Genomic DNA, 23,616 nt, shown 5'->3' on the forward strand with positions numbered 1-23,616 from the left:
TCCAAATTTTCACTTAGCAGAGGGCGTTAAGTCGGCAATTATGATTGGCAATGGCTCAGGAATGGCGGGTTTGCTTTCACATCTTAAGCAACGTGTCGCAAAAGAGCACTGTCAAAACTGGTTAATTTATGGTGAGCGTCAACAAGCTTTCGATGCAATTTTTGCTGATGAACTGCATGAATTACAAAACCAAGGTAAAATTGCAGAAATCGATCGGGTATTTTCTCGTGATGGATTTGCTGAAAAGTATGTGCAAGATGTCCTAGTTGTAAAAAAAGCTGAATTGATTGATTGGCTAGAGCAAGGGGCTTGTCTCTATATCTGCGGCAGTTTGAATATGGCCAAAGCGGTAGATGCCACTTTGCAAGAGATACTGGGCATTGAACAACTGCATACACTGCGTAAAGCAGGTCATTACCGCCGCAATGTGTATTAAATAATTGATGTCTACTGAAGAAGTAAATAATGATGCAGTTCGTAATGAGATGGATCGATAGTTTAAAAAGGAACAATAATGGATAAATTTGTAATTAGAGTTTATCACGATTGTAAAAGGCTAATTATAGCTATTTTTTTTATTATTGAATTTTTGATTTTTTTAATAAAGTATTACTTTTTTGGGATAGGTTTCTGGAGTTTTATTGGTGCAGTAGTTTTTTTTATTATCTTTGTTGATCTAATTTATAATGGGAGTTATTTGTTGATCGGAAAGATAAAAAAAGAAACTGAAGTTTATGAATATTATATTAGGTTTATCTATATTTTTGTAATTTATTTATTTTCAATATATTGCATTGTTGAGTGAAGAGTAAAATTTAAAAATTATAAGTAAATATTTTTTTTAATATTTTGTAGAGTTTTGCTCGTTTATGGCTCTATTGCATAAAGATTCTTAAGGCAGACCACCATAAGTCACTAAAAATTAAGTAACTTACTTGGATATGAGGTGGGCCTAATCAAAATCTTTTGTTTTCTCCAAAGCATGGATTAATCAATTGCTAGCCAATCTTATTGTTTGAATCTTTTATTTGGAACTGAGTAAAAGTGACTTATGAATATAAATTAATTTTCAGAGTTAGGTGTGTTGATTTTACAAAGAATATTTGATCATGACGCTTTAAATTTATCAATAATTAAGTATAGTTATACCATTAAAAAATTACTAGATTAAACAAACAATGAGAATGCATATTTTTTTAAATTCCTTACTTACGATGTATTGTTCAATTTCAATATTTATGGTCATTTTTATATATTTTTTATCTAATTGGCAAATATGGGAAAAACATTTTACATTCATTAGTTTAATATCATTCTTAATACTGGCAATTTGTTTTTACTTTAAATATAACGAAAAATTGAATGATGGTAATATTTTATTCAAGCAGTTGCCAATGAAAGTACAACTACCAATAAGAACTTCAACTATATTATTTTTAAACCTAAATTTGGGTTTTATCTTATTTATATTGGCAGTGCTTACGATAGTAATTACAGCTAATATATGGTTTTTTACACTTTGTATTTTTATTATTTGGAATGCAATAATTTGTCATCCTCATATTTGGTTTGTAGATTCAATTGATTTAAAACAAGATATAAAAAATAAAACAAACGAATTTGAAATTCTAAGACAGGATAAAGGTGATTTTGAATATTTTAATGATGGTTTCACATACACTATAACTGGGCCTGAAATAAGCACTAAAACTATATTATGGAAAGATATTCAAAGTATAGATGTCGTACGCCAAGATCTTGGAACCATTGATGAGATTCAGCTCTATATATTGTGTTCAAATACAATCATTTATATTACCGAAAATACACAGGGTTATTACTATTTCATTGATCAACTGCATCAGAATTTTCCAGAAATAGATGAAATTTGGCAAATTTCAATCATTGCAGATGATTCAGGGCAACCATTCAATATTTTAAAAAAAGGCAATGGTCATTGATATGAAAAGTTATTTAGCCGTCTACGATATTGGCGTATAATTTGCTTGCTTCTACCTAATTTTTTACTGTTTGATATAACAAATTAGGAAGTTGAAGTGACTACAGGCTACTTACGCGGGCAAGACTTAATTGACCAGATCCAACAACAGGATTATTCCAGAGACCTAATTGGATATCATGGCGATGTACCTCAAGTCGTATGGCCTAATCAGGCACGTATCGCAGTGCAGTTTGTGTTGAACTATGAAGAGGGTGGAGAAAACCATATCGAACATGGGGATGCAGGATCAGAACAATTCTTATCCGATATTATTGGAGCGGCCAGTTTTCCTGCCAAACATATGTCGATGGACTCGATGTATGAATATGGCTCCAGAGCCGGTTTTTGGCGGATTCATGAAGAATTTAAAAAACGTGATTTACCCATGACGGTCTTTGGCGTTGGTATGGCTTTAGCACGCAATCCTTATATTGTCGATGCGATCAAACAAACCAATTATGATGTCGTTTCACATGGTCAACGCTGGTTACATTATCAGGATATGCCGATAGAGTTGGAACGTCAGCACATGGATCAGGCAATTAGTGTGCTTGAAGCATTATTTGGAAAGACGCCTATTGGTTGGTACACAGGGCGTGACAGTCCCAACACACGTCAGCTATTGGCTGAATTTCCGCAAATTAAATATGACTGTGATCACTATGGTGATGATTTACCTTTTTGGAGTCGTTTGACAAATGAAAATGGTCAAACCCGTCCACATTTAATTATTCCTTATACACTCGAAAGCAATGATATGAAGTTTTGTTCGCCTGGTGGTTTCAACAGTGGTGAACAATTTTATCAATATCTTAAAGATGCTTTTGATGTGCTATATGCAGAAGGTGAAAGCGCGCCAAAAATGTTATCGATTGGGATGCATTGTCGTATTTTAGGGCGACCAGGCCGTTTTAAAGCACTACAACGATTCTTAGATTATGTGCAATCACATGAAAAAGTGTGGATTTGTCGCCGTGGTGATATTGCGGAACATTGGTATACACATCATGCAGTCTAGTAAAAAAATATTTGGATAAAGAGGAGCTTAGCTCCTCTTTTTTTAGGCCTGTACTTAGGTAACTGACATCATAGACCTAGGTTGGCACTGATATTGCAAAACTAAATTTGAACAATCATTCAATAATTTTAGGCGATTTTATAGTGCAACTTGTTGAATTTAATAAAGCATCCGAAGCAGATGTAAAAACTTTTTTAAAGCACTGTGTGCAAATTGAAAGCTGGGCAGAACACATTGTGGCGCAGCGCCCTTATACCTCTGTCACGCAAATCATAGATCAAGCAGTAAAAGCTGCAAATGCTTGGACTTGGGATGAAATCAAAAATGCTTTAGATAACCATCCCCGGATTGGTGAAAAAAAGGCGCAGGCTGAATTAAGTAGTTTTGAACAACAATTTTCAAATCGAGAACAGTCTAAAATTTCAGCAGATGAAGAAACTCAATTTGCATTGCTCAAAGGCAATATCGCGTATGAGAAAAAGTATGGTTATCTCTTTTTAATCAAAGCCTCTGGCCTTAGTAGTGAAGATGTACTACAGGCACTGCAATATCGATTATTGAATGATCCTGAAACTGAAAAACGAATTGTTCATCATCAATTGGCTGAAATTGCCTTATTAAGATTAAAACAGGAGCTTAGCGCATGATTAGCTCACATATTTTAGATACCAATCTGGGTAAACCTGCAGCGAATGTCCACATTCAATTATTTAATGCACACGGAGAGTTACTAGGTTCAGCCCAAACCAATGCAGATGGTCGCGTCAATGATTTTGCGCTGAAGGACTTTACAGCAGGTGCTTATAGCCTTGAATTTGCGACTGCTGAATATTTTCAGACTTTAAATACCGAAACCTTTTTTCCAAAAGCTGTGATTCATTTTTATGTAAAAGATGCCTCGCAGCATTTTCATATTCCTTTACTCATCAGCCCATTTGCATATTCAACGTATCGCGGAAGCTAAGAGCAAAGTTAAAAAATAGGGGATATAAAAATGACAGAACAAGATAAAACAGTTTCACCAGAAAATGAATATTTAGGCGCAGGGAAAAGCCTTGCCTATGGTCTACAGCATGTATTAACCATGTATGGCGGTATTATCGCTCCGCCATTGATTATTGGTACAGCCGCGGGACTTGAACCTGCGCAGATCGGTTTATTGATTGCGGCGGCGCTTTTTGTCGGTGGCTTGGCGACCATCCTACAAACCGTAGGTGTGAAATATATCGGTGCAAAATTACCCTTAGTACAAGGTGTTTCATTTGCAGGTGTGGCGACGATGATTGCCATAGTAACCGCAGGCGGTGGGCTTTCTGCTGTTTATGGCGCAGTGATTGTTGCATCTCTAATTGGCTTTTTTCTAGCTCCATATTTTTCAAAAATTATTCGTTTTTTCCCACCGATTGTGACTGGTTGTGTGATCACCGTGATTGGTCTTTCATTGCTGCCTGTAGCGGTCCGCTGGATGATGGGGGGGGAACAATAAAGCACCAGACTGGGGAAGTGCTGAGAACATCAGTTTGGCATTTTTAACTTTGGGTATCGTGATTGCGCTGAACTTAACCCGTAATGCAACTATCCGACGTTTATCAATTTTGTTGGCCATTGTCTTCGGTACGGTGCTGGCTTATGCCTTTGGTTTTGGCGATTTTTCTAAAGTTGCAAATGGTAACTGGATTCAATTTCCAAGCTTCTTTGCTTTCGGTATGCCAACTTTTGAGTTAAGTGCCATTATTGCTATGTTGATCGTGACTTTAGTGATTATGACTGAAACGACAGCAGATATTATTGCCGTTGGGGAGATTGTTGGTACTAAAGTGGATGCTGAGCGTATTACCAATGGCTTACGTGCAGATATGTTATCTAGTGCAGCAGCGCCAATCTTCGGCTCATTCATGCAAAGTGCTTTTGCACAAAATGTCGGTTTAGTAGCGATTACTGGCGTGAAAAGTCGCTTTGTTGTCGCAGCGGGTGGAATGATTTTAGTCGTATTAGGCGTTCTGCCAATTATGGGGCGACTGATTGCAGCGATTCCTGTCCCTGTATTAGGTGGTGCTGGTTTAGTTTTGTTTGGAACGGTTGCGGCAAGTGGTATTCGTACCTTGGCGAAAATTGACTATAACGAGCAAAAGAACCTCATCATTGTTGCGACTGCGATTGCAGCAGGGATGATTCCAATTATCGATCATTCTTTCTACGCAAACTTCCCGAAATGGGTGCAAACACTCTTTCATTCAGGCATTAGTTCAACTTGTTTGATGGCGATTATTTTAAATATTGTGTTCAATCATTTGAATTTATTTAAAAATAAAGAAGTGACTATGAGCAAAGATCAGGTTAAAAAACCAAGCATGGCGATAGATGTACAACATTAATCATTGGCAATCTTGGGTCTTGAACCACACGATGATTCATAGAATATAGTTTGTATAGAATAAATAAAGCCCTTTGAATTGAGGGCTTTTTTAATGCGTTATGTTTAAATTAAATAATATCAAAAGATGAAATTAATTATGTATTAACAATTGGTTAAGTGATTTTTAGTCTATTTAACTGTAAGTGTTTAAGCTAAAAATACATTAATTTGAAATGTGAATAGGCGTTTGGAACTGGAACACATCACAATTATGTCCAATGCCAATACGATCGATGACGGCAAAGCTACTGGGTGCTTCGAGTGTCAGGAGAGGATGATGCCATGTTCCTGCACGATAGTTGACTCCTTGGCTCCCATCAGTGATGAAAGCACATAGCTGTGTAAGATCAGGGCTGTGATCATCCAACGCAGGTGCAACTACCACTAAAAAAGCCTGCGCTTGCATTGGAATAAACGCTTGTGAGCCGTTGGGATGACGCTCCAACATCGAAATCGTAAAAGGCAATTCAGTGGTTTTGATATTTCTAAAGATGCTAATTCCAGCAACCGCATCACCTGAAATTTCTGTTTCCACGAGGGCATGATATCGCTCTGTATGTGTGTCATTGATGTGGAAAAAATCATGTCCAGTCGTGCAAATGACCTCTCCAAAAGGCGCAAAGCCTTCAATACTTAGAGCTTGTATTTTTATGCTATGTGTCATGTTTAGATATCTTAGTAAGGCATTTAATTAAAAAAATTGAAACCATACACATAGGAAGCACGAAGGCTTCCTATTTTATCAATATTGCAATTAAGGATGTATTTTTCCCCATAACCGTATGCGACTAATCCCCCCGTCAGGAATCATATTGATGCGGATATGCGATATTTTTTCATGCTTTAAAATCTCACTGACGAAGCTATGAATGTGATCCATCTGCATGTCTTGTGCGTCGAGCAAAAACGGCCAGAACATACTTTGCGGAATCAGTTGAGGGTCAGTGGCATCTTCCACATAAATAGCTTGTATGGAAACCTGCGCAGGGAAGTTGCCTTTAAAATGGGCAGTATCAATATCAATTTTCTCTATTGCACCAGATTGACCCAAAGCCAAAATACACCAGTCAAAACCTGGTGCACGGCGACGTTTAGTTTCCCAACCATCTCCCATATTGATACCACGACCAGGGTTAATTAAGTTTCGTGGATGTCCAAAATGAGCATCACTATAAGCAATTACGCGTCCACCATTTTCCAGTGCAACAAGGTCTAATGTGCTCGTACTGTCTTGAATTTGAACCTGAACTTCACCATAGACTTTAAATCGTGCAATACCACCGTCTGGATATATATTTAAACGTACATGGGTAAACACCTGATCATTTGAGACCTTCAATATAAGGTGTTGGCTCGGGCCCAATACGGTATTGTCTAAGATATTGACCCATGCTGCCTGTGCTAGCTCACCACTTGGTGCAAAACAGGCTTCAACTGATGCGGAAGCTGGATAATTCCCTGTAAAGAATGTTGTATCAATATCTAAGGCTTGAATTCGTCCAGCAACACCGAGTTGGATGATTGCCCAATCATAACCTGCATGGCGTTTACGACGCGTTTCCCAACCATCCATCCATTTGCCATGATCATCAAATTTATCTTCGACGAAGATAGGTGCATTAAATTGAAGCATGCGTTTTGCTTCTGCAAAAAAATCATCTGAACATTCAAGTATTTTTGCACCAATACGGTCATCTGCTAAATTTGTAAGTGTCTGTAATTGTGCAGGAATATCAAAACTTGGTGCGAGTAAAGTCGCCATATATAAAATCCATTCACTATTTTCATTTAAAACATATGCATTTTGTTTTTAGTGTTAAAAATTTAACATTTGATAAAAACTAGCATTTACACGTGTTTAGAAGCACAGCGTGTGCCAACTTTAGATTTTTTTATTGTTTGTTTGAAAAAATGGCATGCTTTTCGCTTTTTAGGAGAAAGATATTTAAAAAAACACAGGGGAGTTATAGATGGACATTACAATTATTGGTGCAGGTATGGCGGGCCTAACGACAGGGATCGCTTTGAAAAAATTTGGACACCAAGTAACCATCTATGAACAGGCAGAACAAATTTTACCTGTTGGAGCCGCTATTTCTTTATGGTCTAACGGTGTCAAATGTTTGAACTATTTGGGGCTAACCGAACAAGTCGAAAAGCTCGGTGGCAAGATGGATCACTTAGCCTATATCGATGGTTTAACGGGCGATGTTATGACACAGTTTAGTCTGTTTCCTTTAATCGAAGAAGTTGGTCAGCGACCTTATCCAGTTTCACGCGCAGACTTACAAAATATGCTCATGGATGAATTTGGTCGTGAGAATATTCATCTAGGCAAAAAAATGGTGAGCTTCTCAGAACAAGATGATCAAGTGATCACCCGTTTTGCTGACGGAAGTGAGGTTCTGGCTGATTTATTGGTTGGCGCCGATGGTACACATTCATTGACACGGGCGTATGTATTGGGGGAACAAGTTGAGCGCCGCTATGCAGGTTATGTCAATTGGAACGGTTTAGTCGATATTTCAGAAGAATTTGCTGCGGCAGATCAATGGACGACATTTGTAGGAGAAGGTAAACGTGTTTCGCTGATGCCCGTTGCCGACAACCGATTCTATTTCTTCTTTGATGTCCCTTTAGCAGCAGGCTTAGAAAATGACCGCACACAATATAAGGCTTTATTTAAAGAATACTTTAAAGGTTGGTGTGAACCGGTGCAAAAGCTGATTGATGCTGTAGATGCCCAAAAAACCAATCGGGTAGAAATTCATGATATTGAACCTTTTGCAGATTTCTACAAAGGTCGTGTGGTGATCGTGGGTGATGCAGCACACAGTACAACGCCGGATATTGGACAAGGTGGCTGCCAAGCAATGGAAGATGCAATTTATTTAGCCCGTTCTCTGCAAATCAATACTTTAGGCTTACAAGATTCATTGCGTCGTTATCAAAATAAACGTAATGAACGTGCCAATGAATTGGTACTGCGAGCGCGTAAGCGTTGTGATGTGACCCATATGAAAGATGAAAGTGTGACGCGTGAATGGTATGCAGAACTGCGTAAAGAACAAGGCAATCATATTATGAAAGGCATTATTAGTAATATTGTAGGTAATCCATTGGATTAAAAAATAAACAGATAAAACTTTAGCTTTCAGCAGCCAGTACGGGTTATTCGCACTGGCTTTTTTTACAAAAAATTAAGTGACAAAAAAAGCCTAAATAATGGTTTTAGGGGTTCAAAGATTTTAAATTGATCTTAATTTCTTCCATTTTTTCCACCAAAAGATTAATCATGATCTGAGAAATTCGAGAGGTTTGGCGTTTCGATGCGACACATAAAGCGATGGTCAAACTGTGTAAGCCTTTTTCACGGATCGGTTTAAAAATAATCTTATTATTCTCAAGCAGTGGTAAAGCATCCATGTATGACATCAAACTGATACCTAATTGCTGTTGAACCAATGATAATATCATTCTAATGTCATTACATTCAATCTTTTGAATCGGACTAAACTTATGATGTTTATATAAAGTCTGTACATATTCACTAATAATGAGTGGATCACTCGGCAAAATATGCCGTTCATTTAACGTATCTGAAAGATAAATTTTATCCATTCCACCCAAGGTATGATGCGGCGACATCACAAAGCCCAACGGAATTTCTATAAAGGATAAAATCTCTAATTGGCTATGGCTTTTGGGATTTAAAATAATGCCAAAATCTAATTCTGCATCGACGATTTTTCTGGAAATATCTTCACTGCTATTCATGCTGATATTGAGGTTGATCCACGGATAGGTTTCAGCCATCTTTTGAATACAGTCGACGACGAAACTGTCATTCAAAGCCGCAATAAAGCCCATTTCAATGTTTCCACGGTTTAAGCCTTGGATTTCATCAAATCGAGTTCGTGTCAGTTGATATTCTTTTTGCCATTTTAATAAATCGGCATACAGTAATTCACCCGCGAGCGTCAGTTTTAAGCCCTGAGGTAATCGTTCAAATAGGGCAACCCCCAGTTCTTCCTCTGCCAAAACGATTTGCCGATGTACTGCTGAGACTGAAATAAAAAGTTGTTCAGCAGCTTTGCGCAGACTTCCAGTCCGTGCAACCGCCATAAAATATTCAGAAAATCTAGAAAAGGTAATCGACATACAAGCTTCAATCTCTATCGCGTGATTAGCGAATTATAATGTTATGCATTTTAAGCGATATTCATGCCAGCTTTATCAAATCGTGCAGAGATCAATGCTTATTGTTCTAAAAAACAGAACAATCTATGCAAATCATTCTAATAGACAGAAATGTGTTTAGAATTTAATTTCGACTTAGAAAATAAGGATTTAGCAAAATTTAAATAGCGCTAAATGCTAAAGAAATATTGCAATTGTCGAGATGAACTATGAATGCCATTCCAGTACTCAATTTATTTACCCAACCTCAGTGCAGTACATTTGATGCCAACGACTGGAATATTTTGGCGCAGCACTGGTATCCCGTTGCACGTGTAGAAGATGTTTCGACTGAACCGCAACAAGTGCAATTACTCGATGTAAAAATGGCGTTATATCAAACTGAAAGTGGAAAAATTCATTTGGTTCGTGACATTTGTCCACATCGAGGGGTGCCATTAACTAAAGGCTGGGTCAAGGGTGAAGACATCATTTGTCCATATCATGGTTTACATTATAACGGCGCAGGAAGGTGTGTAAAAATTCCCGCACAGCCAGAGCTGACTCAAATTTCAGAGCGTTTTTCATTAACTAAATTTCCAGTTGTATTGAAATATGGATTGGTGTGGACCAGTTTATTTAATCGCGATGAATCTACGGCCAATTTTCCAGATTTAGACACGTGGGATAACGAGCAGCACCAATCTATATTGCCACCTTATGTAGATATTGGTGGTTCAAGTGGACGTCAGCTCGAAGGCTTTATTGATGTTGCACATTTCGCATGGGTGCATCATGAGAGCTTTGCAGACCGTGAAAACCCCAAAGTGAAAAAATATTCGACAGTGCGTACAGACTATGGACTACATACAGAATATCTCAGTGATGTGAGTAATTATCCGCATGGCTTACAACATTTAGCGCCAGAAGATTTTTTATGGAAAAGAACGTTTGATGTCTATCCGCCATTTTCTGCAATTTTAACCATCGATTTTCCTGAAAATGGGGTGTTAAAAATCTTAAATGCTTGTTGTCCTGTATCGCATAATAAAACCCGTTTATTTGTGCCTTTAACTCGTAATTTTGATACCACTGGCGATTTGCAAGCGGTCTATGATTTTAATGCACAAATTTTTGCTGAAGATCAGGACATGGTGGAAAGTCAAAAACCAGAGGAATTGCCACTGGATATTAGTATGGAGGCGCATTTCGAAGCAGATCGATCATCGACAACCTATCGTCGCATATTAGCTGAATGGGGGCTAAGCAAACGTTATACCGTTTAATTTTTATTTTCGAATAATTTCATTCTTGGTTTTCATACAAAAAAAGCGACTCAATCGAGCCGCTTTTGACTTTGTACATAAAGGATTAGTTTACACGTATCCATGTTTGGCTGCGTCCAAGCGCAGATACACCAATATAGCCACGACCATTCAAGGTCTTGCCGTCATTCGACATTTTGGCATTGAAACTATAGGTTTTACCATTTTTCGGGTCAGTAATTTTACCGCCGTCATAGGTATTTTTACCGGTATTTTTCAAACCATTCACGATTTGCACACCGAGTAGTGGTTTATTGTGGAATTTACCTACACATTTTTGGCAGTTTTCTGCTTCACCCGGGGTGAGTACATCAACGATTTTTGCAGATAAAACGCCCTTTGATGTTTCATTAAATTGAACTACAGATAAAGGTTTTTTGGTTTGGTCATCGATGGTTTTCCATTTAGTACCATGCAATGGATCAGCAGCCAAAGCTAAGCTAGACACCAGTGACAAACCGATTAGGCTAAGAGTTGTTTTTATCATTTTAGAACCTCTATTGAACATAGTAAGAGATGTGCATCCCTGATCTTCCAAAGGGTGGATACACAAGACTTGGAAAATTACAAAGCATCAGCCTTGTTGTCTTCAAGGGCTATATTCACAAAAAAATAAGTATATATTGTGGATTTTATATACTGATTTTGAATATGTAGAATCTGGATCGTGTAGAAAAATAGAATAAATGTTGAGCTTTGTTTATAACATTTGGGATTTGTATCACTTTTATAAATATCAAACGCTGTTTGAGCTGAAAAATTTAGAGCTACAATCCCAAAAAAAGCCGGAGCTAAAAGGCTCATTTAAGTTTTCAATTTTTGCTCTAATCATGTTGAATTACATTAATTTGATTTGAAGCAATAACGCTAAAGAGCTATGTATAGCATTCATATTTTACAATTAAATAAAATCATTTCATTCATAGATCAGTTCTCGTTAAGCTTGTGTTATGAATAATATGAAAATGCAGCTTGTTCACTGAACGAGATTAAGTGTGTATAGGAATAACGATGAAAAATTTTAACAACAAAGTCGCAGCCATTACTGGAGCAGGTTCAGGTATTGGGCAGCAGTTAGCCATTCAACTGGCTCAATCAGGTGCGCATCTAGCATTAAGTGATCGCAACCTTGACGGTCTTGCACAAACGGCTGAAATGATTAAGTACACCGGTGTGAAAATAATTCAGACCCAATTAGATGTGTCTGATCGTGCCGCTGTAGAGCAATGGGCGGCTGCAACCCAAGCTGAATTTGGCCAGGTCAATTTGATCTTTAATAATGCAGGTGTCGCGTTAGCCAGTACTGTAGAAGGTATGCATTATGATGAAATTGAGTGGATTATGAATATTAATTTCTGGGGCGTGGTATATGGGACAAAAGCATTTTTACCGTATTTAAAACAAAGTGGCGATGGACATATAGTTAATATTTCCAGCTTATTTGGTTTGACGGCTCAACCGACTCAAAGTGCCTATAATGCAACGAAGTTTGCGGTACGAGGTTTTACTGAATCTTTACGCCAAGAATTAGACTTGGAAAATGCTGGAGTCAGCGCAACTTGCGTGCATCCGGGTGGGATTCGAACCAATATTGCAAATAGCGCGCGTATGAGTGACAGTATTCGTGCGTTAGGGATGAACCCAGATAGGGCAACCAAAGCATTTAATAAAGTGCTAAAAACACCGCCTGAAGTCGCAGCAAAAGTCATTTTAGATGCGGTAAAGCAGAATAAACGTCGAGTTTTAATTGGTAATGATGCCAAAATTATTGATTTAATTCAGCGAATTGCACCTACACGTTATGCCCAAGCCATAGATCTACTTAGTGGTAAGAAAAAACGTAAATAATTCAAAGATAAGTAAAAAAGGGATGATGCAACATGATCCCTTTTTTATCCTATAGAGCTCTTAATTTCGAATATTGAATTTTTAAGTTTATAAATGACAAGAAAATCAAAAAATTGAGTTTTCGATTAAACAAAGAAGATGTAGTGTTCCATCTTCTTTGTATTGGCAATGCGTTTGGACATTATGAACTTTTAGAATCTTGAGTCGTTGTCATCGGTGCTTGTGTGGCTACTCGTTTGGTCAAAATGACATGTGCAGCGACACCGATACAAATCCCCCAAAATACTGAGCTTAGCCCTAAAAAATGCATACCTGAGGCTGTCGCTAAAAAAGTGATTAGCGCCGCATCACGGTTGGCCTCATTTTTCATCGCAACGGACATGTTTGTTCCAATCGCACCTAATAACGCTAAACCTGCAAGTGCAGCGACCAACTCTTTAGGTAATAGGCTAAATAACATGACAATACTGCCTGCAAATAAGCCGCCTAAAATATAAAAAATACCATTGGCAATACCGGCTATATAACGTTTTTCTTTTAGTTCATGTGCATCTTTGCCCATACACATGGCTGCGGTAATAGACGCCAAAACAATGGTAATACCTCCGACACATGCGACAGCGAGCGAGGCAATACTGGTCGCAGTGATAATGGGCTTAGCTGGCGTGTCATATCCACTTAGTTTCATGATCGCCATCCCCGGAAGGAACTGACCACTCAGACTGACTAAAATTAAGGGAATCGCCAAATTTAAAGTCGAGTTCCAAGTCCAAACTGGAGCAATAAACTGCGGTATAGCGAGTTGAAAATTCACATCAACAGGATTAATTTTTCCTAATGTAAAACTCAGGATGACACCAGTCAGTAAGACCCAAATCATCGCGTAGCGTGGCGAAAGTCTTTTCGATATGAGAAAGACCAATAACATGCCAAAGACAATGATCGGCATACTATCTGTCGCAGTGAACAGTCCAAGTCCAAACTGAAATAAAATACCTGCCATCATTCCCGCAGCGACATCTTGAGGAATCCATTTTAAGAGTTTGTCAAAATAGCCAGTGATGCCAATCAAGAAAATAACAATAGCGGACGTGATATAAGCTGCTATGGCTTCATTCAGTGAAATATTCGGAAATAGGGTGACTAAAAGGGCTGTACCGGGCGCTGACCACGCGGTAATCACCGGGGTTTTATATTTAATAGAGAGATAAATACCCGCCAGCGCAGCACCAATAGAAATCCCCCAAATCCATGAAATCATCATGGCTGGGGAAACTTGAGCTTTTTGTGCGGCTTGGAAAAAAATAATCAGTGGGCCTGAATATGAAATCAGCACGGCTAAAAATCCTGCAACCGTCGCTGAGATCGACCAATCTTCTTTTAATGTTTTTAACAGGGGTGCCATCGCTTTTGCCTCCATGCGACTATGTCAATGAGCCTGTTGAATTAAACCAATGACGGTATAGCGTTTAACCTTGATCTCCACCACCAACAGGGACGACTGTTCCTGTCATATAAGATGAATCATCGGATGCCAAAAATAAGATGGCATTCACTTGTTCCTGAATTGTGCCATAGCGTCCCAAGAATGTACGGTCAATGGTTTGATCGACCACGTCTTGCATCCATTGTTTTTCATGATCTGACAATGGATTGGTATTTCTTGGTACTTTTCGTGGTGGGGCTTCTGTGCCACCTGTGGCTACGGCATTGACTCGAATACCATCTTTGGCATGTTCAAAAGCGAGAGCAGCGGTTAAGCCATTAACCCCACCTTTTGACGCTGAATATGGCACACGGTTAATACCACGGGTTGCAATAGAAGATACATTTACAATTGTCCCTTGCTGATTTTGAATCATTTCAGGTAACACGGCTCGGCAGCACCAGAGGGTTGGAAATAATGAACGATTAACTTCCTTAATGATTTCTTCTTCTGAAAATTCTTGGAAGGGCTTCATCCAAATCGCACCGCCAACGTTATTGATTAAAATATCAATTCGGCCATATTTTTCAATGGCTTGAGCAGCAACTGATTGAGCGCCTGCAAATGTTTCAAGATTGGCTTTAACAATAATGGCATCGCCATTGTGGGCTTGAATATCGTTAAGCGTCTCTTCAACAAAATCTGAGAGATCTGCCAATACCACTTGAGCGCCTTCTCGAGCCACTTGTAGTGCTACTCCACGACCGATACCTTGAGCGGCACCGGTAACGATGACAACTTTATTGTTAAATCTGGCTTGTTCTGACATTAAACTATTCTCCCTTAATTCGCTGAGAATTTTTCAAACAAAAAGTTTGCAGGTTTAACGCCTTCGGTATCTAACCAGCCACGTACCGCTTCGACCATCGGTACAGGACCACAGAGGTAAATATCCACATCGCCATTGTTTAACCAATCTTTTTCAACATGACTAGTCACATAGCCTTTACGTTCATGCTGTGACTCAGGGTGAGCGACCACAGTACGGTATTCGAACCACGGGAGTTTGCTTTGTAATTCATCGAGCTTGTCTTTTGCTACGATGTCAAAGTCATTGGTTACGCCAAATACAAGACGAACAGGTTGTTCAGAACCTTTTTCTTCAAGCACTTGTAACATGGACATAAACGGCGCAATACCTGTACCACCTGCAAGCATGACCACAGGGCGGACAACATTACGCAGATAAAAACTACCAAAAGGTCCTTTGAAGGTCATTTTGTCGCCGGCTTTCGCATCGGCACTCAGGAAAGTACTCATTTTGCCTTCAGGGACATTACGAACCACGAAGCCTGTTAAACGATTGCCCGGCTTTGAACTAAACGAATACGAACGAGTTTCTTCAGTCCCCGGAATGCCGACATTGACGTATTGACCTGCCAAGAAGTTAATGTCAGGTTGACCTTCATCCAGTTGAATATCAAAGGTAATCGTAGAATCCGACATATTTTCAACACGAGACAATGTGCCTTGAAACTCATGAATTTCAGTTTTACACACGTCAGATGATGCACTGATTTGGAAAACAGCATCTGAACTTGGACGACATTGGCAAGCTAAAATATAACCTTGCTCAGCTTCTTCGGGGGTTAAAGCATCTTCGATATAAGATTCTTCAGGCATGTCGTAAGTACCCGACTCACAAAATGCACGGCATGTCCCGCATGCGCCATCACGGCAATCTAGAGGGATATTGATTTTTTGACGATAGGCTGCGTCGGATAGGGTTTCACCTTGAGCAACACTAATAAAACGAGTAACGCCATCTTCAAATTGAAGTGCAACATTATGGTTTGACATGGCTGAATATCCTTTTGAAAATCTGGTATAACGTGTCCTTTCAGCCAAATATCCTTCTGGCTGAAAGTAAAACCTTGCTTAGTGAAATAAGCTTTTAGAGGTGATAAATATCAATAACTTGGTTGATATAATCGTTTTTCAGAACAACATATTTGCTGAGGATTTTTGGCTGCTCACCTGAAAAATCAATTTCATAACGTGACATGCCAAAGTAGCTATAGTTGGTTTTGTAGCGGAAACTTAAGGTGTTCCAGTTAAAACGCACCGTTACGTTGTCGCCATCACGTTCAATAATCTCGACGTTATTAATGTTATGGCTGGTTCGTGTATCCGGCATCGTGGCAGATGAACGCTCGGTTTTAATGCGGAAGACACGGTCTTCTAAACCTTGACGGTCTGGATAATAAATCAAAGAAATCTCAGACTGTGGATCTTCCGTGAGGCGGTCATCGTCATCCCAAGCCGGCATCCAAAATGATGCAGATGGGGCATAGCACTCTAGCCATTCATCCCACTGTTCATCATCTAAAAAACGCGCTTCGCGGTAGAGGAACTGAGATACAGCTTCAATGCTTACGCTGTCTAAATGTGCAGTTGCATTCATGCGACATCTCCTTGTTCATTTGCGACTTGTTCAGCTAGTTCTTTTTCTTCAGCGATGGCATGTTTCATGGTTTTTAACCAATATTGATGCTGAGCAAGGTAAAGACCTTCATCTTCCGTTTTGATGCCACTTAATAGCGGTTTTAATCCAATTTCATTGGCTGCATCATCCGGTCCATGAATCCAGTGTTTTGAACCACGGCACATGTCGTTCCATTCCAGCTCAATTCCTGCATAACCTGCTTGGCAGGCACGGAATTCTTCTAAATCGTCAGGTGTTGCCATGCCTGAAGCATTAAAGAAGTCTTCATATTGACGAATACGACGTGTACGTGCTTCTGGCTCTTCACCGACAGGGGCGATACAGTAAATGGTGACTTCAGTTTTATTGACAGAAATCGGGCGTAAAACTCGAATTTGTGAACCGAATTGATCCATCAAATAGACGTTTGGATAAAGACATAGGTTACGTGAACGCTCGATCATCCATTTCGACATCGGTGCGCCGAATTTTTCGGTATATTCATCGGCTTTGCTAAAGTTTGGCCGGTCTTCTGGGTTAGCCCATTGTGTCCACAACAACATGTGACCACTGTCAAAACCATAAGAACCACCGCCTTGCTTGCCCCAAGAACCCGCACTCATGGCACGAATATTATCTGCCGCTTGTGCTTCTTTACGGTGCTGAGTGGTCGCTGCATAGTTCCAATGCACGGCTGATACGTGATAGCCATCTGCGCCATTTTCAGCTGTCAGTTTCCAGTTACCTTCATAGGTATAGGTAGATGAACCACGTAAAACTTCCAAACCGTTTTCCGACTGACCTTCGATCATGTCGATAATTTTGGTGGTTTCACCTAAGAATTCTTCAAGGCTTGGCACATCAGGATTTAAGCTACCAAATAAAAAGCCTTTATAACTTTCAAAGCGCGCGACTTTTTTCAAGTCATGTGAACCATTTTGGTTAAAGCAATCTGAATAACCCGCTTCGGCAGGGTCTTTAACTTTGAGTAATTTACCTGAGTTATTAAAGGTCCAACCATGGAATGGACATGTATACGTCGCTTTGTTGCCTTTTTTATAACGACATAACTGTGCGCCACGATGTGAGCAGGCATTGATCATGGCATTCAGTTCACCATTACGGTTACGTGCAATGATGATCGGCTGGCGACCGATATGAGTCGTGTAATAATCATTGTTATTTGGAATTTGGCTTTCATGTGCCAAATACACCCAGTTACCTTCAAAAATGTATTTCATTTCAAGATCAAATAACGCTTGATCGGTAAATACTGAGCGGTGCAGTTTAAATTCACCAGTGTCAAAATTATCGACAAGAAGTTCATCAATACGATCTAGATGGCTAGTGTTAATTACAGGAATACGTGGCATGTCCATTCTCCGACTGTCCAATGAGGGGATAGTCGCCGAGTTGTCAAACTTGGATGAGACAGCTCGGCTTCCTTTGAGTGAGTAATTAAGCGCTAGCGCGTCGACGATCAACTTCAGTATTTGGTGCAGCAGCTTGTTCTTTAACTAACTCAACATTAAAGCTAATGTGTTTAAACGGTTGGTTTAGACCACGACGTGCAATTTCAGCTTCGTCTGTGATATCAACGGCAGTTGCCACTAGACCATCACGTGTTGCAAAGGCAAAGTCGTCCCAAAGGTATTTCTCACCTTCGATGTTGAATTGAGTAGTTAGCTTGCGGTAACCCGGTGCAGAGATAAAATAATGAACATGTGATGGACGGTTACCATGACGGCCTAATTTGTCTAAAACAAATTGAGTTGTGCCTTCTGGAGGGCAGCCATAACCAACGGGCATCGTAGTTTGTGCAACATATTTACCGTCTTGGTCAGAAAGAATCGTACGGCGAAGGTTAAAGTCAGATTGAGACTTATCAAAGAAAGAATAGTTACCTAGGCTGTTGGCATGCCAAATTTCAACTTTAGCGCCTTCAATGATGTTGCCTTCGGTATCTGTTACCGTACCTTCAATAAACAGAGTTGGAATTTTATCGGTTTCCGTACCATCGTCCATACGAGCAAAGCCCACTGATTCAGGTGCGCCAGCCACATATAAAGGGCCTTCAATGGTACGTGGTGTACCACCTGTAATACCTGCTTTCGCATCAGCTTCATCCGCACGTAAATCAAGATAGTGCTCTAAACCTAAACCTGCGGCTAAAAGACCTAATTCGTTTGCTTGACCCGCGTCTGTAAAATACTCTAGACCTTTCCATAGTTCAGTTTGAGTAATATCTAGATCTTCAATCGCTTGGAATAAATCACCCAATAAACGTACCACAACTTGCTGTACACGTTGGTCAACAGGCCCTGTCGCTGTATCTACGTTCATTTGTTTAACCAGAACATCAATCTCTTGACGGTTCATACTATATCTCCTTAAGTATGCATTTAAGTATGGGTGGCTATCACTCGATAAAAGAGGTCTTTGGCTGCCACGTTCCTTGTTTGGTGTCTAACAATACTTTTTAAGTTGTTTCATGTAGCGGCTGAAGCCTCTTTCAGGTAATGCGCTGCACGATGTTTTTGATCTGTTGGATGGGATTAAATTTGCTTAATCCTGTCTATGTGATATACCTTAAAAGAATAAAATCTTCACGTCGAAGATCAAATTTGCATTTTATTATACTTAATAGGTATCGATAACTATGGAACTAAGACACTTAAGATACTTTGTCGCGGTGGTTGAAGAGCAGAGTTTTACCAAAGCGGCAGAAAAACTATATATAGCTCAACCACCTTTGAGTCGGCAGATTCAAAATTTGGAACATGAGCTTGGAATTCAGTTATTTGAACGAGGTAGCCGTCCGCTTAAGACTACAGAAGCAGGTCAATTTTTTTATCATCATGCTTTAAAACTTTTGTCTAATGCAGAAGAAATTAAATCAATGACGAAACGAATCGGTTTGACAGAACGGACCGTGACAATCGGTTTTGTGAGCTCTTTATTGTTTGGTTTACTTTCGAATATTTTGTATTTATTTAAACAACAACACCCACATTTAAAAATAGAAATGGAGGAAATGGCGACCACTGAACAAATTAAAGCATTAAAAGAAGGTCGTATAGATGTCGGCTTTGGGCGTTTGCGTATTTCAGACCCCGCGATCAAACGGGTTTTACTGCGTGAAGAACGCTTAGTGGTAGCCTTACATGCTAGTCATCCATTGGCACAAAAAAAGGAAGGGGTATATCTCGCAGATCTGATCGATCAACAATTGATTTTTTACCCAAATCACAACAAACCAAACTTTTCGACCCAAGTGCGTGGCATATTTTCAGAGTATGGTTTAGAACCTAAAAAAGTACGTGAAGTACGTGAATTACAACTGGCACTAGGCTTTGTTGCAGCGAATGAAGGGGTTTGTATTACCCCAATGAGTGCCCAAAGTGTGCAATTAACACATTTAACCTTTGTTCCTATCTTAGACGAAGCCGCGATTAGCCCTGTATTTATGGCTGTGCGTCATATGGATGAGAGCGAAGATATTCGTGGTTTATTTGATAGTGTTTATCAAGTGTATGATTTAGAAGCGATTCCATATGATCGTGCTGTGTTTTGAGTATGCTGTCGCTAGACGTTCAGATGAACTGCAGTTATGAAATGATCTATTTAAATAAAGCGGAATCAAGGGATTAATTTATATTCTACTTTTTAGGTATACAAACATGCCTAATCGGTTTTGGACATTAAGCACCGACTTATTCATTGTGAAAAGCGAATTTTACAAGCTTCACAATTAGGAGGTGGGCTATGCAAAACCAGAAAATTAATATTAATACCTTGGTTGATGAAGCCAAATTTACGCCATTTCATTGGGGTGTTTTGATTTGGTGTCTTTTGATTATTATTTTTGACGGTTATGACTTGGTGATCTATGGCGTTGCCTTACCGTTGTTGATGCAAGAATGGTCCTTATCTGCGGTACAAGCCGGCTTACTGGCAAGTACGGCTTTATTTGGCATGATGTTTGGTGCCATGTGTTTTGGCACACTGTCCGATAAAATTGGTCGTAAAAAAACCATTATGATCTGCGTCGGTATTTTTAGTGGTTTTACCTTCTGCGGTGCTTTTGCAAGTACTCCAGTTGAGTTTGGTATTTTACGCTTTCTTGCCGGTCTAGGCATCGGTGGTGTTATGCCGAACGTTGTGGCATTAATGACAGAATACGCGCCAAAACGTATACGCAGCACCTTGGTTGCACTAATGTTTAGTGGTTATGCCATTGGTGGTATGGCTTCAGCGTTATTGGGTGCTTGGTTAGTGCCTGTATATGGCTGGAAAATCATGTTTTATATTGCGATTATTCCATGTCTTGCACTGCCTTTAATCTGGAAATTCCTCCCTGAATCATTGATGTATTTAACTTCAAAGCATCAAACAGATACGACTCGAACGATTGTCTCAAAAATTGCCCCTGAACAAGTCCTCACAACAGATACTCAATTTGTACTCAATGAGGTTTCTGAAGAAGACAAAGCTCCGTTAAAAGCATTATTTCAACAAGGCCGTAGTTTCAGTACGTTTATGTTCTGGATTGCATTTTTCATGTGCTTATTGATGGTTTATGCACTTGGAAGTTGGTTACCAAAATTGATGATTCAAGCTGGCTATTCGCTAGGTGCAAGTATGATTTTCCTCTTTGCACTGAATATTGGTGGAATGGTAGGTGCTATTGGTGGAGGTGCTTTGGCAGACCGATTCCATATCAAGAAAGTACTAAGCATCATGTTCATGTGTGGCGCATTGGCTTTAATCTTACTGGGCTTTAACAGTCCGCAAATGGTTCTGTATACCTTAATTGCTGTAGCAGGCGCAGCTACCATCGGTTCGCAAATCCTACTTTATACCTTTGTCGCACAATACTACCCAACCACGGTACGTTCTACAGGTATGGGCTGGGCATCGGGTATTGGACGAATTGGTGCAATCGTTGGACCTGTGCTTACAGGGGCACTGTTAACCATGAATTTGCCGCATCAAATGAACTTCTTGGTGATAGCCATTCCCGGTGTTATTGCTGCATTGGCGATCTTTATGGTGAATTTGCAAGCGTCTGTAGAGGCATCTACTCAAGGTCAATCGCCAAAACTCAATACGCAAGCTATCAAAAATCCAGCGAATTAAGCCGATATTTAAAGATTTAACATTACCCCAAAATTTTAAGTTTCCAGGCCCTGATGCACAGCATGAGGGCTAGTGGGAAATTGTGACAAAAAATAAGGAAAGGGCATTGCCCAAATCGAGGTCAGGATGAAAACTCAAAAGCTAAATTTAGTCAAAAAAACCTTTAAAATTAAACCGATGATACTGGCTTGTGCAGCCGCGTTCCCCATGTGGACACATGCGGCAGTCAGTGAGGCTGAAGTTGAACAGTTGCGTGATGAAGTCAAAGCATTAAAAGCCATGATGCAGCAATATGTTCAGCAGCAAAACACTTTGTCGAGTGAAATCAAAGACGTAAAACAACGACCTGTAGTTGCTGCGCAGAATCAAAAACCGACTCAAACACCAAGCCTGAGTTTAAATACCAAATCGGGCGCTGAATTTAGCTTGTATGGCAATGTACGTGCAGATGCATCTTATCAGGCAGAAGGCGGCAGCTTATCTCGCCTGTATAACCAAATGAATAGTGTTCCGCTAGAAGGGAATGCTGAAAGTTCAGATCGTTTAAAAGCAACACTTGCTGCCACACGTTTAGGACTAGACTTTAAAACGCCGACTCAAGTGGGCGATGTAGGCGGTAAAATTGAAGTCGACTTTTTGGGTGCGAATGATGGACTGCGGATTCGTCATGCCTATTTGACCTATGGTGATTGGTTGGTGGGGCAAACATGGTCTAACTTTGCTGTACCTGATTATATGCCTGAAACCATTGATGCATTGGGCTATGTCGGTGGTGCTGTTAAACGTACACCGCAAGTTCGCTATAGTCACAAATTTAGTCCAGAGACAAATCTTGTACTCGCAGCAGAAGATTCTAAGGATGACAGCTCAAATATGCGTTTGCCTGCATTAACAGCGCGTTTAAACCATAAAATGACAGATACACTGATGTTAAGCGCACGTGCGATGGGTGCTGAAAAGAAAACGGATACGGATATAGAAACCGCATGGGGACTTGGTCTGGGCGCAAAACTAGATTTGACGGATAAAACAGTGCTCAAAGCGGATTATTACCATGTCAAAGGCGACAGTAGTTTTGTGTCATGGACGAACCAAGGTTTTGTGACCAATGCGGATAAAGACATCATCGCCACCAATGAATTTGACTCGATTACAGTAGGTTTAACTCAACAAATTTCAGCACAATGGCGCGGAACATTGGGCTATGGTTATATGAAAGCAGATGGTAATGCAGATTATGTCAACTCATTAGTTGATAAAACCAAGGCCAATAAAAACTTGTGGCAAGCATGGGCAAATGTATTTTACAGCCCTGTTAAGCCGATTAGTTTAGGTCTGGAATATGTCTATGGTGAACGTGAAGCTTTTGGCGCTGCACCAAATGGCAGTACTAAGGGTGAAGATAACCGAATCAATGCGGTCGCGATGTACAACTTCTAATGCCCTTACAGAGAATTGTTTAATTTAAATTGCCTTAGAAATTTCAATATCAATTTAACGAGAGCGTGATTGGAAGTATGTTCAGGTTTTGACATCTGACTTTCCGACAATCTTTCAATGCGTACTCTTAATCAATACACGCCCTTGATCTTTATCGATTGAGGGCTTTTATCTTATTTAGAAACTTTTATTTTTTGACTAAAAAATATAATAGATTTCTTTCATAAGTCATTTTTCACTCAGCTCCAAGTTATAAATTCCAGCAATTAGATTGAATCTTAATGCTAGTCTTTTGCCTCGATTGCGATATCGCTCAGCAAGAATTTTGAAGGTTTTCA

General features: G+C 39.6%; 21 protein-coding genes and 2 pseudogenes. 12 read left to right on the forward strand and 11 right to left on the reverse strand.

What is annotated here, in order from left to right; genetic code table 11:
* Positions 1-40: 40 nt before the first annotated feature.
* The 6 genes and pseudogenes from FTU79_RS13860 to FTU79_RS13885 all read left to right on the forward strand — a co-directional run bounded on the left by FTU79_RS13860 (position 41) and on the right by FTU79_RS13885 (position 5,395).
* A complete protein-coding gene (locus tag FTU79_RS13860; protein ID WP_180008126.1) occupies positions 41-436 on the forward strand; it encodes a hypothetical protein in 396 nt (131 codons plus the stop codon).
* Between the two features lie 958 nt (positions 437-1,394).
* Positions 1,395-1,961, forward strand: coding sequence for a hypothetical protein (locus FTU79_RS13865; protein WP_180050813.1), 567 nt, complete (start codon positions 1,395-1,397; stop codon positions 1,959-1,961).
* A 96-nt stretch (positions 1,962-2,057) separates the two neighbouring features.
* The gene (gene puuE / locus FTU79_RS13870; protein ID WP_180050816.1) at positions 2,058-3,020 is read left to right on the forward strand and encodes an allantoinase PuuE; all 963 of its coding nucleotides are present in this window, start codon (positions 2,058-2,060) and stop codon (positions 3,018-3,020) included.
* 143 nt (positions 3,021-3,163) lie between these two features.
* Positions 3,164-3,667, forward strand: a complete 504-nt coding sequence (gene uraD / locus FTU79_RS13875) for a 2-oxo-4-hydroxy-4-carboxy-5-ureidoimidazoline decarboxylase (protein WP_180050819.1) — start codon at positions 3,164-3,166, stop codon at positions 3,665-3,667.
* The gene (gene uraH / locus FTU79_RS13880) at positions 3,664-3,984 is read left to right on the forward strand and encodes a hydroxyisourate hydrolase (protein ID WP_168379624.1); all 321 of its coding nucleotides are present in this window, start codon (positions 3,664-3,666) and stop codon (positions 3,982-3,984) included. Before uraD ends, uraH begins: the two co-directional genes overlap by 4 nt.
* A 30-nt stretch (positions 3,985-4,014) precedes the next feature.
* Positions 4,015-5,395 (forward strand): annotated as a pseudogene (locus FTU79_RS13885) (nucleobase:cation symporter-2 family protein).
* 204 nt (positions 5,396-5,599) lie between these two features.
* On the opposite strand, the gene FTU79_RS13890 reads toward FTU79_RS13885, so the two are convergent.
* Both FTU79_RS13890 and alc read right to left on the reverse strand, forming a co-directional pair.
* Complete coding sequence (locus FTU79_RS13890; RefSeq protein ID WP_180022856.1) at positions 5,600-6,100, reverse strand: ureidoglycolate lyase; 501 nt, start codon at positions 6,098-6,100, stop codon at positions 5,600-5,602.
* Between the two features lie 90 nt (positions 6,101-6,190).
* Entirely contained in the window at positions 6,191-7,198 is a 1,008-nt protein-coding gene (alc, locus tag FTU79_RS13895) for an allantoicase (RefSeq protein WP_180050821.1), read from the reverse strand.
* A gap of 208 nt (positions 7,199-7,406) precedes the next feature.
* On the opposite strand from alc, the gene hpxO reads away from it, so the two are divergent.
* Positions 7,407-8,564, forward strand: a complete 1,158-nt coding sequence (hpxO, locus tag FTU79_RS13900; RefSeq protein WP_180050824.1) for an FAD-dependent urate hydroxylase HpxO — start codon at positions 7,407-7,409, stop codon at positions 8,562-8,564.
* Between the two features lie 103 nt (positions 8,565-8,667).
* On the opposite strand, the gene FTU79_RS13905 is transcribed toward hpxO, so the two are convergent.
* On the reverse strand, positions 8,668-9,597 hold the full coding sequence (locus FTU79_RS13905; RefSeq protein WP_078190745.1) for a LysR family transcriptional regulator: 930 nt from the start codon (positions 9,595-9,597) through the stop codon (positions 8,668-8,670).
* A gap of 248 nt (positions 9,598-9,845) precedes the next feature.
* On the opposite strand from FTU79_RS13905, the gene FTU79_RS13910 reads away from it, so the two are divergent.
* Positions 9,846-10,901, forward strand: coding sequence for an aromatic ring-hydroxylating dioxygenase subunit alpha (locus tag FTU79_RS13910; protein WP_180050827.1), 1,056 nt, complete (start codon positions 9,846-9,848; stop codon positions 10,899-10,901).
* A gap of 85 nt (positions 10,902-10,986) precedes the next feature.
* Here the strand turns inward: FTU79_RS13910 and FTU79_RS13915 are convergent, their stop codons facing one another.
* The gene (locus FTU79_RS13915; protein ID WP_168379617.1) at positions 10,987-11,427 is read right to left on the reverse strand and encodes a DUF2147 domain-containing protein; all 441 of its coding nucleotides are present in this window, start codon (positions 11,425-11,427) and stop codon (positions 10,987-10,989) included.
* 524 nt (positions 11,428-11,951) lie between these two features.
* On the opposite strand from FTU79_RS13915, the gene FTU79_RS13920 reads away from it, so the two are divergent.
* Positions 11,952-12,788: an SDR family oxidoreductase gene (locus FTU79_RS13920; RefSeq protein WP_180027184.1), complete on the forward strand. Its 837-nt coding sequence runs from the start codon at positions 11,952-11,954 to the stop codon at positions 12,786-12,788.
* A 181-nt stretch (positions 12,789-12,969) separates the two neighbouring features.
* Here FTU79_RS13920 and benE read toward each other — a convergent pair whose 3' ends face one another.
* The 6 genes from benE to catA all read right to left on the reverse strand — a co-directional run bounded on the left by benE (position 12,970) and on the right by catA (position 19,078).
* Positions 12,970-14,193 carry a benzoate/H(+) symporter BenE gene (gene benE / locus FTU79_RS13925; RefSeq protein WP_180027183.1) on the reverse strand — a complete coding sequence of 408 codons (1,224 nt, stop codon included), beginning with the start codon at positions 14,191-14,193 and terminating at the stop codon, positions 12,970-12,972.
* A 64-nt stretch (positions 14,194-14,257) separates the two neighbouring features.
* On the reverse strand, positions 14,258-15,043 hold the full coding sequence (gene benD / locus FTU79_RS13930; protein ID WP_180027182.1) for a benzoate diol dehydrogenase BenD: 786 nt from the start codon (positions 15,041-15,043) through the stop codon (positions 14,258-14,260).
* Positions 15,044-15,057: 14 nt separating this feature from the next.
* Positions 15,058-16,074 (reverse strand): benzoate 1,2-dioxygenase electron transfer component BenC, encoded by a 1,017-nt coding sequence (gene benC / locus FTU79_RS13935; RefSeq protein ID WP_078190731.1) that lies wholly within the window; start codon positions 16,072-16,074, stop codon positions 15,058-15,060.
* 94 nt (positions 16,075-16,168) lie between these two features.
* A complete protein-coding gene (gene benB, locus FTU79_RS13940; protein WP_180004503.1) occupies positions 16,169-16,678 on the reverse strand; it encodes a benzoate 1,2-dioxygenase small subunit in 510 nt (169 codons plus the stop codon).
* Positions 16,675-18,072, reverse strand: coding sequence for a benzoate 1,2-dioxygenase large subunit (benA, locus tag FTU79_RS13945; RefSeq protein WP_180027181.1), 1,398 nt, complete (start codon positions 18,070-18,072; stop codon positions 16,675-16,677). The genes benB and benA overlap by 4 nt, the downstream gene beginning before the upstream one ends.
* Positions 18,073-18,157: 85 nt before the next feature.
* On the reverse strand, positions 18,158-19,078 hold the full coding sequence (gene catA / locus FTU79_RS13950; protein WP_180050830.1) for a catechol 1,2-dioxygenase: 921 nt from the start codon (positions 19,076-19,078) through the stop codon (positions 18,158-18,160).
* A gap of 280 nt (positions 19,079-19,358) precedes the next feature.
* Between catA and FTU79_RS13955 the strand changes: the two genes are divergently transcribed.
* The 3 genes from FTU79_RS13955 (at position 19,359) to FTU79_RS13965 (ending at position 23,278) form a co-directional block, all read left to right on the forward strand.
* Positions 19,359-20,273 carry a LysR family transcriptional regulator gene (locus tag FTU79_RS13955; protein WP_180027179.1) on the forward strand — a complete coding sequence of 305 codons (915 nt, stop codon included), beginning with the start codon at positions 19,359-19,361 and terminating at the stop codon, positions 20,271-20,273.
* A gap of 191 nt (positions 20,274-20,464) precedes the next feature.
* Positions 20,465-21,838, forward strand: coding sequence for an MFS transporter (locus FTU79_RS13960; protein WP_180004495.1), 1,374 nt, complete (start codon positions 20,465-20,467; stop codon positions 21,836-21,838).
* Between the two features lie 126 nt (positions 21,839-21,964).
* On the forward strand, positions 21,965-23,278 hold the full coding sequence (locus FTU79_RS13965) for a DcaP family trimeric outer membrane transporter (RefSeq protein WP_180050832.1): 1,314 nt from the start codon (positions 21,965-21,967) through the stop codon (positions 23,276-23,278).
* 228 nt (positions 23,279-23,506) lie between these two features.
* On the opposite strand, the pseudogene FTU79_RS13970 reads toward FTU79_RS13965, so the two are convergent.
* A pseudogene (locus FTU79_RS13970) lies at positions 23,507-23,616 on the reverse strand (IS5/IS1182 family transposase); the annotation flags it as partial.

The sequence above is a fragment of the Acinetobacter sp. YH12144 genome (genome assembly GCF_013418345.1).
GTDB classification, from domain to species: Bacteria; Pseudomonadota; Gammaproteobacteria; order Pseudomonadales; family Moraxellaceae; genus Acinetobacter; species Acinetobacter amyesii.